The sequence below is a fragment of the Flavobacterium piscinae genome (assembly GCF_004122145.1).
GTDB lineage: Bacteria > Bacteroidota > Bacteroidia > Flavobacteriales > Flavobacteriaceae > Flavobacterium > Flavobacterium piscinae.
The window spans coordinates 247842-262083 of the sequence record NZ_SBKQ01000004.1 but is presented as its reverse complement, the minus strand read 5'-3'; the positions used below and the strand labels follow the sequence as shown (position 1 = coordinate 262083).

General features: G+C 36.1%; 12 protein-coding genes. 7 read left to right on the top strand and 5 right to left on the bottom strand.

Translation table 11 applies throughout. The features are described from left to right. Positions 1–129: 129 nt before the first annotated feature. Genes EQG68_RS05460 through EQG68_RS05450 form a run of 3 tightly spaced genes read left to right on the top strand, consistent with a single transcriptional unit; the run spans position 130 to position 4542 of the window. Complete coding sequence (locus tag EQG68_RS05460; RefSeq protein ID WP_129463773.1) at positions 130–990, top strand: MBL fold metallo-hydrolase; 861 nt, start codon at positions 130–132, stop codon at positions 988–990. A 57-nt stretch (positions 991–1047) separates the two neighbouring features. Beyond that, entirely contained in the window at positions 1048–2649 is a 1602-nt protein-coding gene (locus EQG68_RS05455; RefSeq protein WP_129463772.1) for a S8 family peptidase, read from the top strand. Positions 2650–2655: 6 nt separating this feature from the next. Continuing rightward, entirely contained in the window at positions 2656–4542 is a 1887-nt protein-coding gene (locus tag EQG68_RS05450) for a M1 family metallopeptidase (protein WP_129463771.1), read from the top strand. A gap of 207 nt (positions 4543–4749) precedes the next feature. Here the strand turns inward: EQG68_RS05450 and EQG68_RS05445 are convergent, their stop codons facing one another. Continuing rightward, the gene (locus EQG68_RS05445) at positions 4750–5559 is read right to left on the bottom strand and encodes a hypothetical protein (RefSeq protein ID WP_129463770.1); all 810 of its coding nucleotides are present in this window, start codon (positions 5557–5559) and stop codon (positions 4750–4752) included. Positions 5560–5751: 192 nt separating this feature from the next. Between EQG68_RS05445 and rnpA the strand changes: the two genes are divergently transcribed. The 4 genes from rnpA (at position 5752) to EQG68_RS05425 (ending at position 9462) form a co-directional block, all read left to right on the top strand. After that, positions 5752–6120 (top strand): ribonuclease P protein component, encoded by a 369-nt coding sequence (rnpA, locus tag EQG68_RS05440; protein WP_129463769.1) that lies wholly within the window; start codon positions 5752–5754, stop codon positions 6118–6120. A gap of 72 nt (positions 6121–6192) precedes the next feature. Beyond that, the gene (locus EQG68_RS05435; RefSeq protein ID WP_129463768.1) at positions 6193–7002 is read left to right on the top strand and encodes a DUF4349 domain-containing protein; all 810 of its coding nucleotides are present in this window, start codon (positions 6193–6195) and stop codon (positions 7000–7002) included. Next, positions 6995–8641, top strand: a complete 1647-nt coding sequence (locus tag EQG68_RS05430; protein WP_129463767.1) for a S41 family peptidase — start codon at positions 6995–6997, stop codon at positions 8639–8641. Before EQG68_RS05435 ends, EQG68_RS05430 begins: the two co-directional genes overlap by 8 nt. Then, positions 8638–9462 (top strand): OmpA family protein, encoded by an 825-nt coding sequence (locus EQG68_RS05425; RefSeq protein ID WP_129463766.1) that lies wholly within the window; start codon positions 8638–8640, stop codon positions 9460–9462. The genes EQG68_RS05430 and EQG68_RS05425 overlap by 4 nt, the downstream gene beginning before the upstream one ends. Position 9463: 1 nt before the next feature. Here EQG68_RS05425 and EQG68_RS05420 read toward each other — a convergent pair whose 3' ends face one another. The 4 genes from EQG68_RS05420 to EQG68_RS05405 form a co-directional block, all read right to left on the bottom strand. Beyond that, complete coding sequence (locus tag EQG68_RS05420; protein WP_129463765.1) at positions 9464–9910, bottom strand: GNAT family N-acetyltransferase; 447 nt, start codon at positions 9908–9910, stop codon at positions 9464–9466. 71 nt (positions 9911–9981) lie between these two features. After that, a complete protein-coding gene (locus tag EQG68_RS05415) occupies positions 9982–10953 on the bottom strand; it encodes a DUF4837 family protein (protein ID WP_129463764.1) in 972 nt (323 codons plus the stop codon). A gap of 28 nt (positions 10954–10981) precedes the next feature. Next, the gene (locus EQG68_RS05410) at positions 10982–12925 is read right to left on the bottom strand and encodes a LysM peptidoglycan-binding domain-containing protein (protein ID WP_129463763.1); all 1944 of its coding nucleotides are present in this window, start codon (positions 12923–12925) and stop codon (positions 10982–10984) included. A gap of 97 nt (positions 12926–13022) precedes the next feature. Continuing rightward, a complete protein-coding gene (locus EQG68_RS05405; RefSeq protein WP_129463762.1) occupies positions 13023–14210 on the bottom strand; it encodes a phosphoglycerate kinase in 1188 nt (395 codons plus the stop codon). Positions 14211–14242: the final 32 nt, after the last annotated feature.

The window sequence follows — 14242 nt, the reverse complement described above, 5'->3', positions numbered from 1 at the left end:
AAATAAGAATTTTAAAAGCATTGCTAACATTTTTATAACGAATGGATTGATAGAAAATAGTTATAATTCCGCTTTGAAAAGATAAGTTTTTAGTAATTTGCGAAACATTTATATCAATTTATACGATTTATGAAACTATACCCCATAGAAGCCGGAAATTTTAAACTCGACGGAGGAGCCATGTTTGGCGTAGTGCCAAAAACCATTTGGAACCGAACCAATCCCGCAGACGAAAACAACCTCATCGATATTGCGGCTCGTTGCTTATTGATTGAAAATGGAAATCGACTGACCTTAATTGACACCGGAATGGGCAACAAACAATCGGATAAATTTTTTGGTTATTATTCCCTGTGGGGCGAACATTCTTTAGATAAATCGTTGGCCAAATATGGCTTCCATCGGGATGATGTGACCGATGTTTTTATGACGCACCTTCATTTTGATCATTGTGGTGGAAGTGTCAATTGGAACAAAGACCGTACCGGTTACGAAGTCGCTTTCAAAAATGCCAAATTTTGGACCAATGAAAACCATTGGGAATGGGCCACAAAACCCAATGCAAGAGAGAAAGCTTCTTTTTTGTATGAAAACATCATTCCGATGCAAGAAAGTGGTCAGTTACATTTTATCAAAAGACCCAACGGTGATTTTGGCTTTTCAGAAGAATTGAATTTCGGCATTTTTTATGCCGACGGTCATACCGAAAAACAAATGCTACCTCACATTAAATACCAAGATAAAACCATCGTTTTTTGTGCTGATTTATTGGCTACTGCCGGACACATTCCTATTCCGTATGTGATGGGATATGATACTCGGCCGCTTTTAACCTTGGATGAAAAAGCGAAGTTTATGACTGCCGCAGCAGAAAATAATTACTATTTATTTTTAGAACACGATGCTCACAACGAAATCATCACGGTTGAAAAAACCGAAAAAGGTGTGCGTTTAAAAGAAGTTTTCCGTTGTGAAGATGTCTTAAGATAGTGTTAATCTCATTACTTTAGCTTTTAAAAATCATAATTTTACTCCAAAAATCACATCATGAATCATTTAAAATCTTTATCAATTCTGACCCTTTCCGGAATTTTATTAACCGGATGTGGTGCCCAAAAAAATATCTCTTACCAACAATTAAAACCGATTACATCTGAAACGGTTCCCTTAAAAAACAGCAAAATAACTGATGCTGAATTAATGCGTTGGAGTCATTTAGATTTAGTTAAAGATACGATTCCGGGCATGAGTGTAGATCGTGCTTATGAGGAACTTCTTAAAAACAGAAAAGGTCAAAAAGTGATTGTAGCCGTTATTGACAGTGGAACCGATATCGAACATGATGATTTAAAAGGACGTGTTTGGACGAACGCTAAAGAAATTCCCGGAAACGGAATCGACGATGATAAGAATGGTTATGTGGATGATATTCACGGTTGGAATTTTCTTGGCGATATCATTCATGAAAATTATGAGTTTGTTCGTTTGCTAAAAAAAGGAGATGACGGTTCGGAGGCGTATAAAAAATTGCAAGCGAAATACGACAGCAAAAAAGAAGAAATTTTAGCAAACAAACAGCAATTGGATTTTATTATTGCTGCAGATAAAGCCATTTCCGACCATTTGAAAAAAGAAAACTATACCGTTCAGGATATCAAATCCATTTTAACAACAGATGCTACTTTAGGTAATTATAAATTGGTTATGCTACAAGTGCTGTCAACAACAACTGTTGAAGAGTTCAAAAAAGAAATCAATGACTTCAAGGATTACGTTTATGACCAATTGAACTATAATTTGAATTTAGAATATGACGGTCGGAAGATTTTGGGAGACAATCCGGAAGATTTTTCTACTAAATATTATGGAAACAACCAAGTTTGGGGACCGGATAAAAAATATGCTATGCATGGCACTCACGTAGCCGGAATTATTGCTCAAGTGCGTGGGAATAATTTAGGCGGCGACGGTGTGGCTACCGATGTTGAAATCATGGCGATCCGTGCCGTGCCAAATGGTGATGAATATGACAAAGACATCGCTCTTGCTATTCGTTATGCGGTTGATAACGGAGCAAAAGTAATTAACGGCAGTTTTGGAAAAGGCTATTCTCCTCAAAAAGAATGGGTACATGATGCTATTAAATATGCTGAAAGCAAAGATGTGTTGTTTGTGCACGCAGCTGGAAACGACACCGACAATTTAGATGTGGTAGAAAGCTACCCAAATGACCGCGTAGGCGAACAAGAAATTGCTTCTAATTTCATAAAAATTGGAGCATTAAATTATGAATACGGCACAAAAATGGTTGCCACTTTTTCAAACTATGGAAAAAAAGATGTGGATGTTTTTGCTCCCGGTGTAAAAATTTATGCCACTGTTCCTAATCAAGAATTCAAATACGAACAAGGCACTTCCATGGCCTCGCCTAATGCGGCCGGTGTTGCGGCTTTGATTCGTTCGTATTATCCGAATTTAAAAGCAGCTCAAGTAAAACAAATCTTAAAAGAAAGCGGTGTTTTAATCAACAGAACGATTGCTATTGGTGGAGATAATTCAAACAAAGTCAACTTTACCGAATTATCCGGAACCGGAAAAATTGTGAATGCGTATAATGCCATCTTAATGGCGGAAAAAATGTCAAAATAAAAACCGATGAAAAAACTTTTTATCCTTTCTGTTGGTTTCCTTTCGGGAATAGTTTTTGCCCAAAACAACCCCAATCCCGGTTATTGGCAACAACAAGCCGATTATAAAATGGATCTTTCTATGGATGTGAAAACCTTTCAATACAAAGGAACGCAAACATTGGAATACACCAATAATTCAAATGACACCCTTCGTAAAGTGTTTTATCATTTGTATTTTAATGCGTTTCAGCCGGGTAGCGAAATGGATATTCGGTTACAAACCATTACCGACCCGGACAAACGGATGGTGAAAAGCTTTAAAGTAGGCGACAAAGAAGTCAAAGAAAGTAGAATTTCAACTTTAAAACCGAACCAAATTGGCTATTTAAAAATCGCTAATTTCAAACAAGACGGACAAGTGGCTTCGACAAAAGTAGTGGGAACCATTTTAGAAGTAACGTTAGTAAATCCGATTCTTCCCAAATCAAAATCGACTTTTACGTTGGATTTTGACGGACAAGTACCTGAGCAAATTCGTCGTTCGGGAAGAAACAGTTCAGAAGGTGTAGCTCTTTCGATGACGCAATGGTATCCGAAAATCTGTGAATTTGACTTTGAAGGCTGGCATGCCGACCCATACATTGGTAGAGAATTTCACGGTGTTTGGGGCAATTTTGATGTAAAAATTACGATTGATAAAACCTATACGATTGGTGCTTCCGGTTATTTGCAAAACAAAAACGAAATCGGTCACGGCTATCAAGACGAAGGTGTAGAAGTCAAACATCCGAAAAAAACAAAAACCCTAACGTGGCATTTCGTAGCTCCAAAAGTGCACGATTTTGCTTGGGGTGCCGATAACAATTACATCCACGACAAAATCATGGGTGAAAACGGCGTAGAGCTACATTTCTTTTACAAAAACGATAAAGAAATCCTCGAAAACTGGAAAGCCTTACAACCTAAAACGGCTGAATTGTTAAGCTTTTTCAATAAAACAATCGGGCAATATCCCTACAAACAATATTCCGTGATTCAAGGTGGCGATGGCGGAATGGAATATGCGATGTGTACACTCATCACCGGAAAACGTTCGTTAGGCAGTTTGGTGGGCGTAACCGCTCATGAATTGGCTCATATTTGGTTTCAGCACGTGTTAGCGACCAACGAAAGCAAACACGAATGGATGGACGAAGGATTTACTTCTTTCATTTCCGACATGGCGATGACGCAAGTGATGCCACCTAAAAACAAAAAGGAAGACGAAAACCCGTTTCAAAGTGCCTACAACAACTATTTCTACATGGTGAGCACCGGTCGTGAGCAACCGCAATCTACACATGCTGATCGCTATGATGAAAATATGGTATACGGTATTTCTTCGTACAGCAAAGGAACGGTGTTCTTGACGCAATTGGCGTATGTGATTGGCATGGAGAATATGTTTAAAACCTTAAAACGCTATTACCACGATTATCAATTTACGCATCCCACACCAAATGATTTTAAACGCTCGGCAGAACGCGTTTCAGGAGCGGTTTTGGACTGGTATTTGGTCGATTGGACACAAACCACCAACACCATTGATTACGGTATAAAAAACATCGACGATAACGGAAAAGTTACCTTAGAACGCATCGGAAGAATGCCGATGCCGTTGGATATTTTAGTTGCTTACGAAGACGGTACAGTGGAGAGTTTTTACATCCCGAACCCGTTAATGCGATGGGAAAAAGAAAACCCGTACCCACAAGTAAAACGAACCGTTTTAAAAGGCTGGGATTGGGCGTATCCAACCTATGAATTAACACTCTCACAAGCAAAAGCAAAAATTAAATCGGTGGTGATTGACCCGAGCGGCTTAATGGCCGATGTGAATCAAGAGAACAATAGTTATCCTAAAACGAAATAAAGAAAGAATCTGGACGTAATGTTCGGATTTTTTGTTTGCAATTCTTAGGTTATGAAATTTATAAATGGTTATCGCTAGTGCGAAAGTCACGCTCGTACACGCAATCCATTTTTAGCAATGATATGTTATTAACGAACATCGCATAATAAGTATAAATTTTTATACAAAATGTAGATTTTGTTTGTGGGTACGAGTGTGACGCTCGCACTAGAGGGGATTAATAAATCTTATATCATTCATATTATATTCGTTTTCAAAGGTTCCAATTTTTTTTAAATAGTAATATCTTAATCTTTTTGAACACGGTTTGTAATTTTCATAGCCCCCAACTGAATATTTTAATAACTTAATAGGTTTAAAGTCATTTTTATTATAAACAAACCCATTTCCAGAAAATTCAATCCCGCCTTTTGGATAATTCATATACTCATTAAAAACTTTAGTTATAAGTAGACCAGAAGTGATTTCCTTTCCGTGTTTAGAATAAAAAAGTGTGTCAACAATAATTTCTTTACATTCAAGATTTGTAGGTAAATCTATAGCCCAATCTCTTTCAATTGTATCATTGTAGTTTTGTCCGTTAAAATATCTTAGAGCTAATTCAGCGGGCCTTTCAATAGTTTTTATTTTAATTAAACTATCAATCAATTTCTCAATTTTCAATTTATCACGATTATAAATATTTGGGTCAACTTTTACTTCGTTAAGAAATTTTTTTGGTGTTGTCGTTTCGGTGAATTCTAGTGAATATTCTTTTGTCAAATGAGTCAATGATTTTAATGCTAACGGACAACTTAAAATTAATAAAAACCAAACACTTACTTTTTTCATGTTATACTTAAAGGAATAAAAAATATAAATTAAAGTTGAAAAAAATAGAACTATTGAAGTAATTGTAAGAGTTTCAATAACATTTCCCAATCCAGCTCCATTTTTACCATTAATTATATGAAAGATTGAAATTATAAATCCAAGTACTAAAATTCCATATAAAATTTTTATTCCGTGTTCTTTCATTTTAACTTGCCTTTTTAATCTTATTGAAAATAGCTAATAAATTAAATTTTATTTGCTTTTTCTTTAATTCTACACGAATTTGTAATGATAATAATCTAATTTTAATCCTCCACCAAAATACTAAAAAAACAAACACTTCCGCCATTCCAAAACAAATACACAGCACTCAAAACCTTTTCGTACTTTTGCCGCATGTCTTTCACTTATCCCAAACACGAAAAACTCAAAAGCCAAAAGCAGCTAGATTTGCTGTTTTCGGAGGGGAAATCGGTTTCCAAGTATCCGTTGCGGTTGGTTTTTGCTCCGGTGGAATTGGAGCACGAGGAGAAAATTAAGTTTGGGGTTTCGGTTTCTAAGAAATATTTCAAAAAAGCCGTTGATCGCAATTACTACAAACGGTTGCTTCGCGAATGTTATCGGTTGAATAAAAGTATTTTATTGGACAACCTCGATAAACCTTACGCCATGATGTTTTTTTACCAAAGCAAAGAAGCGATGACTTTTGCCGAAATGAATGAAAAAACGGTTCAATTGTTTGAAAAATTTATCAAAGAGATTTAGTCGTAAAAATTGGTTCGATTGTTGTTGTACGTTTTTTGAGAAATTTTCGTTTTACTTCTAAATCAATTCTTTATGAAACTTGCTATTGCTTACCTTTCCCTCTTGGTATTTCCATTAATGTGCAGTAAAAGCTCAGACACCACTGAATATGCAACCGAAGTGCTAGAAGAAGCCGCACCTGCAATGATAGACGACAAAGTCACTTCAGGAAATTTTGAAGCCCAAACCGAACAAAAAATCATCAAAGAGAGTAATCTTCGTTATGAAACGCAAGATTTAGAGGCTACCTATCAGCAAATTATTGCTTCCGTCAAGAAAAATAAAGCCTACGTGCAAAGTGATGCGGAAGGAAAAGACTATAATTCACTTTATCGAACGATTACGGTTCGCATTCCAAACGCTAATTTTGATGCTTTTTTGGCGGATGTAGGAAAAGGCGTAGCCTATTTTGACCGAAAAGAAATTTCTGCCCAAGATGTTACGGCCGAATTTATTGATATTGAAGCACGGTTGAAAGCTAAGAAAACGTTGGAAGAACGCTATCTTCAATTACTAACCAAAGCCACTAAAGTATCCGAAATTTTGGAAATTGAAAAAGAATTATCGGTCATACGGGAAGAAATTGAAGCGAAAGAAGGACAATTAAAGTATTTGCAAAACCGCGTTTCGTTGAGCACCGTGACCATCGAATTTTACAAAAAAGTAGCCAATGCAGACAATGCCACCATTTCCTATGGCACAAAAATGTGGAACGCTATCAAATCCGGCTGGAACGGAATTTCGAGTTTCTTTATCGGATTGCTATACATTTGGCCTTTTATTCTTATTTTAGTAGCCGTTATTTTTATTATCCGAAAAAAATTGAAAAAGAAAAATGTTTAATACCCTTTTAAAAATTAAAAAAAGATATATACTTCCGGTTGTTTTCAGCGGGTTTATCTTGGTGGGAAGTAGTTTCAAAGAAGATTTTTTTGAAATTGCCAAGCAAATTGAAATCTTCACCAATTTGTTTAAAACCGTGAACATGAACTATGTTGACGAGACCAATCCGGGAGAAATGATGGACAAAGCCATCAAAAGCATGTTGGCCGATTTGGATCCGTATACCAACTATTTCAATGAAGCAGATGTGGTGAAATTCAAAATCAACAACACAGGCGAATATACCGGAATTGGTGCTTTGATTACAAGAAAAGAAGGCAAAATCATCATCAAAGAACCCTACAAAGATTATCCGGCCGACAAAGCAGGGTTAAAAGCCGGTGACGAAATTTTTCAAATTGGCGATGTCAATTTGAAAGATTACAAAGAAGATGCTTCTGCCTTGATGCGAGGTGCTAAAAATGCCAAAGTAGAAGTAAAATTCAACCGTCAAGGCAAAACGCAAACCGCTACCATTGTGTTGGACGAAGTAGAAGTAAAAGCTGTTCCGTTTTATGGAAAAGTAGATGAGAAAACCGGGTATATTGTGCTTTCGCAATTCAACCGAAAAGCTTCGTTTGAAACGCAAGCCGCATTGTTAGATTTAAAATCAAAAGGTGCTGAGCGTATCATTTTAGATTTAAGAGGAAATCCGGGAGGTTTGTTGAACGAAGCGGTGAATATTTGTAATTTATTTGTGCCAAAAGGTGAAATCATTGTGACTACCAAATCGAAAATTGAAAAACATAACCAAACCTATAAAACGACCCGTGAACCGATAGATTTAGACATTCCTCTGGTGGTTTTAGTGGATGGAAAAAGTGCTTCGGCCAGTGAAATTGTTTCCGGTGCCTTACAAGATTTAGATCGTGCCGTTGTGGTGGGAAGTCGCAGTTTCGGAAAAGGATTGGTGCAACGTCCGTTGGATTTAACGTATGGAACACAAGTAAAAGTGACAATTTCCAGATATTACACGCCTTCCGGAAGATGCATTCAGGCATTGGATTATTCGAAAAAAGATGCCGAAGGAAAGGCGATTAAAACCGACGCCAAAAACTTTAATGCCTTTAAAACCAAAAAAGGAAGAACTGTTTATGACGGTGGAGGTATTCAACCCGATGTGGAATTAGCGGAAACAAAATTGAGTGCAATTGCCGAAGCCCTTCAAAAAAATGATGCCCTCTTTAATTATGCCACCGCTTATTTTTATAAAAATCCAAATCCGGGCAACACGATTCCAACCATTACAGATGCGGATTTTAATGATTTTAAAGCGTTTTTAAAGAAAGAAAACTTCTCGTTCGACACCGAGACCGAAAAACAATTAAAAAAGACGTTAGAAGCCGCTCAAAACGAAAAAATTGACGAAAACATCAAAACGGAATACCAAAATTTATTGACCGCTTTGCGAAAAAGCGAGGATATTCAGTTAGACAAAAACAAAAACGAAATCAAAGAATTATTGTTGGATGAATTGATTAAACGGTATCAATACAAAGAGGGACTTTATCAATATTATATTCAAAACAATTCTGAGGTAAAAAAAGCGACTTCTATTTTAGCCAATGCTTCCGAATACAATAAAATTCTATTAAAATGATAAAAACGTGGACAATTGGGTTATTATTTCTGATGCAATTTGGACTTTTTGCACAGGAAGAAATGGTACAATCCATTTATTTTGAAACGAACCAATCCGATGTTGAATCAAAATACGTTGCCGAATTGGCTGGTTTTTTTCAAAAAGTAGACAGCACAAGAGTAGAAAGTATTGAAATTTTTGGGTATTGTGATGATGTAGGAAAAGACGATTACAATCGAAAATTATCTACCGACAGAGCCAACAAAGTAAAAGCCGAAATCACCAAAAGCGGGATCAAAAACAAAATTATTGTGACCATCGAAGGAAAAGGACGCATTTTGATTGATGATGATATTGAAGAAAACCTTCCTGAAATTCGTTCAAAAAACCGCCGTGTGGATGTCGTTTTGAATATGAAACCCCAACCGGAAGAAGAAATTAAATTACCCGGAGTTTATTCCACTTTTAATAAAGAAAACATTGTAGGCGATCGCATTATGCTTTCCGATATGATTTTTGAGAGAGGGAGCAGCAAATTGTCGATTAAGAGCAAAAACCAGCTCGATAAAATAGCTCGTATGTTAATTAAGAACAAAAACATTAACATCGAAGTGCAAGGTCATGTGTGTTGCACGCCACCCAACCACAAAGAAGCCATTGACAAAGGAACCAAAAAACGAAAACTGTCGCACAACCGTGCCGAAGCGGTTTACAAATATCTCATCCTGAAAAAAGTACCTAAAGCCAGAATGACTTTTAAAGGCTATGGAAACACAATGCCGTTAGGAAAAAGCCCGGAATTGGATAGAAGGGTGGAGTTGGTGATTACGAAGGTGTAGCTTATTTTCGTTTCATCTGAATATGCTCAATATCATCTTCCAAATACACTTCACTGGTTTTCACAAACCCTAACTTTTCATAGAATTTTTGAAGGTATAATTGAGCAGAAATCGTGATGTTGGTTTCGTTTAATTCTGATTTGGTTGCCGAAATGGCTTCTTGCATCAAATCGTAGCCCCACTTTCTGTCGCGATAGATTTGTTTGACTACTACTCTGCCGATGGAAGCTTCGTCAAAATAATCCCCGGGTTTAAAAATGCGGACGTACGCTACGATTTCGTTTTTATAAGTTCCGATGAGATGAAGTGCTTTCTCGTCTTTGCCGTCAATGTCTTGGTAAACGCAATTTTGCTCCACTACAAACACTTCGCTGCGTAATTGAAGCACATTGTAAAGTTCGATTAGAGATAGTTCGTTAAATCGCTTTATTTTGAATATTAATTTCATTAAAAACAGTTTCACAAGTTAATTCCTGCGAATTTAATGAAAAGTTGACGATAAAATCTTTAAAAGAAAACTTATAAAATCTTCACTGATTTAAGAATCGACTCTAATTCGTGCATAATGTCTCGTTTCGCCATCGAGGGATTATAGCAAAAACCTTCAATTACCAAATAACGCTTGTTTTTTTCATCTCGAATAGCGTAATTAATAAACGGACCTGCCATGTAGTCGTTTTTCAATTCCCAAGTGCCTTTTGTTTCATAGGTTTTTTTACCATCCATCATAATGTTAAAAAAATAGGGGGAATAGGCTGCTTGCGTTATCATGTAAGTATTGGGAAGTGTCCCTTCAATGTGTTTTTGTCCGATGGAATCACGCATTTGAATGATGTTGGCAACCGTGTTAGTGTCTTTTTGAATTGTGTTTAAAGGCACTTCATAAATCAACACACTGGCATTGCCGGAAGGAAGTTCTTTCCGAATCCAGAAGAATTTATCTTCTTCAATAATATATTTGTAAGCAGTTGGTAGCTTCAAACTGGCTTTAAAATGCTTTCTGATTTTACTGTCATCCAACAACGATTTGGCTATTCTTCGTTGATTTTCTTTTATATCGGTTTGTTTAAATTTAGTGATGATTTCCGGTGAATGTTTTTCTAACAACCCAACTATTTCTGCAACAGAACTGCCGGTAATGTGGGCTACATTTTGTGGTTTAGCAAACTCGTTTTCAACTAATTCAAAATTGTTCTCCTCTTTTTTCAAAACCACTAGAATGTTGCGACTGTTGGTCATGAAGCCTTCAAACAAATTGGGAGCATATTGTTTAATGGTAAACAACGGTTCTTCTTGCGGTAAACCATCAACCGGAGCAGCGTAAATGTTTCTGATGCTGTCTCCTACTTCACCATTCCAAAGTTGGTTTTCAATAATAACCGACAAATGATTAATTTTTCCGGAAGATTCTTTAAGTATATCTTCTCTATTTTCCTCTTTGCAAGAAATAAAAAACGAGGCTACAAACAGTAAAATAACAACTCTTTTCATGCTGGTGTTTAATTATGGAAAGAACTTTTTATCCGCTGATCTTAAGTTTCATTCCCGGTTTAATAGTTTTACCGCTAATACCGTTCCATTTTTTTAAATCGGACACAGTTACACCTTTAATTTTTTGAGAAATACTGAAAAGAGAATCACCTTTTTGTACAATGTAAATTTTTTCTGATTTATAGGGTGACTGTTTTTCAGGTTTCTTTGTCTTTACTTCTGCCACAACAACTTCTTCATCGGCCGGAAGCATAATTTTTAAAGTTGTTCCTAATTTGATGTTGTTGTCTTCAAGTTCATTCCATTCTTTCAATTCATCAATCGTTACATTGTATTTTTTTGCAATTGTATTTAGATTTTCACCACTTTGAACAATGTGATTTTCTGTCATTTGTTTTTCAAGAGGACGTACAATTAATTTTGAACCGATTAGAATATTTTCGTCTTCTAATTCATTCCATTCTTTCAACTCATCATTTGTTATCTCGTATTTTTGTGCAATACTGAACAAACTTTCTCCTTTTTCTACAATATGATAATTAACCGCTTCAAGAGGTTTGTCATTTTTTACTTTGACAGTGTCGTTAGAAACCACCGCTTTTGCAACAGGGTTCTCAATCACTTTCTTAGGAGTAACGGCTACTTTTTCTTCTTTAAGTATTTTAAGATTTTTTCCGGCCGCAATAGTATTAGACCGCAATCCATTCCATCGTTTTAATTCTGTAACTGTTACACCATTTTTCTTAGCTATCAAGCCTAAAGATTCACCTCTTCTTACTTTGTGGTATTTGGTTTTCGTCACAATTGAAACATCTGAAGTGGCTAACATTTCTTGCGAAGAAAATGGTTTTTCACGTTGGTTAAATTCATAGTCACAATAGGCATAAATTTTATTTTCATTCGAAGTAAAAACGGCTACTTTATCCAATGGCAAACGAAGAAAATGATTTTTGTCTGTTTGATAGGGTATAAAATCCCGCTTATACATTGGGTTTAAAAACTGTAATTGTTCCATCGAAATATCTAACAAATCAGAAATTTGTTTGAAAGACATTTTGTTTTTCACCATAATGGTATCGGTAGCAAAATGATTTACGATTGGTTTTTGCGGAACAATTCCATGCTCTTTGTGGTATTCAAACACGTACATTGTAGCTAAAAAAGCAGGAACATAACCTTGGGTTTCTTTAGGCAAGTAAGGTCTGATATTCCAGTAGTTTTGTTTTCCGCCGGAACGACGAATTGCTTTAGAAACATTACCGGGACCTGCATTATAGGATGCCAGAACTAAATCCCAATCGCCAAAGATTTTATACATATTTACCATGTATTGGCAAGCCGCATCCGTAGCTTTCAATAAATCACTTCGTTCGTCTGTAAAAGTTGTAATATCAAGATTATATTGTTTTCCGGTTCCGTACATAAACTGCCATAATCCGGTTGCTCCTGCCCTGGATACCGCTCTTGGGTTTAAGGCTGATTCTACGACTGCTAAGTATTTAATTTCTAACGGTACATTGTATTTTGCTAAAGCTTCTTCAAAAATGGGGAAATAATATTGTGACAAAGCCATCAAACGCTCATACGATCTTTTTCTGTTTTTGAGATAATGTTTGATAATATTCTCTAAACCGGGATTGTATTCAATATGAAAAGCAGATTTTGCATCTAACGCTTTTAATCGTTCTTTCAATAATTCAGTTGATAAATCATACTCCACTTTCTCGTCTAGGTTGGTGTTTTCGATATCCGCAATCATTTCGCTGTACAAATCCTGATTGCTTAATTCATTCATCCAGCGTTCATCCACACAAGCTGCAATTTCGTGTTTTTGAAAAGTTGATTTAATGGAGTCTAAATAGGATAACTTTGGTTCTGCAGCTGTATTTACGTCTACAAGCGTTGAGTCTTGAGCATAAGTAACGCAGGCAGAAAACAGAACAACGAGAAGTGTGGTATTTCGTAAATTCATTCTTTCAGGTTAATATTTTATTTGTCAATTGGTTATGTTTTACAAACATAATTAAGTAAAACGACAGAAATTGTTTTTTTATTGTTAAAAATTATTTTTAATCCAAAATTGCGGCGATGCCCGGTAAGGTTCTTCCTTCAAGCATTTCCAACATTGCTCCTCCTCCGGTTGACACATAACTCATTTTTGGTTCTAAACCGAATTGTTTTACGGCTGCTACCGAATCTCCACCGCCAACAAGTGAAAAAGCACCGTTTGCAGTTGCTTCTGCAATATAATTTCCTAATGTGATTGTGCCTTTTGCAAAAGTTTCCATTTCAAAAACACCTATAGGACCATTCCATAAAATCGTTTTTGAATTCATAATAACTTCTTTAAAGTTTTCCAAAGATTTTGGTCCAGCATCAAGACCTTGCCATCCATTCGGAATCTCACGAACATCAACAATCTGCGTTTTGGCATCGTTTGAAAAAGCATCGGCAGCCACTACATCAACCGGAATGTGGATGTGTACATTTTTTTCTTTTGCTAAATGTAAAATATCCAATGCCAATTGCATTTTATCCTCTTCACAAATCGAATCACCAACGTTTCCACCTAAGGCTTTCACAAAAGTAAATGTCATTCCGCCACCAATAATCATATGGTCAACTTTGTCTAATATATTTTCAATTACGGTAATTTTGGAGGACACTTTTGAACCACCCAAAATGGCTGTTACCGGTCTTTCACTGTCTTTTAAAACCTTATTCAGACTTTCAATTTCTTTTGCCAACAAAGTTCCGAAACATTTATCGTTCGGAAAAAACTGAGCAATAATGGTTGTAGAAGCATGTGCTCTGTGGGCTGTACCAAAGGCGTCATTTACATAAATATCGCCTAAAGAAGCTAATTTTTTTGAAAATTCCACATCACCTGCTTCTTCCTCTTTGTAAAAACGAAGGTTTTCTAATAATAAAACTTCTCCCGGTTTTAAATCGGCAGCGGCTTTTTCGGCAATACTTCCGATGCAATCAGTAGCAAACTTTACAGGAACCCCCAGCACTTCTTCTGTTTTGGTAACGATATGTTTAAGTGAATATTTTTCTTCTACCCCTTTAGGTCTTCCTAGGTGTGACATTAAAATCACGCTTCCGCCATCGGCCAAAATTTTATCAATGGTTGGTTTTGCTCCTTCAATTCTATTGACATCCGTTACATTGAAATTTTCATCCAAGGGAACATTAAAATCTACTCGGATTAAAGCTTTTTTATTCTTAAAATTGAAGTCGAATAACGTTTTCATGATTTTTTGTTTTGTTGTTTAATTTTAAAGAC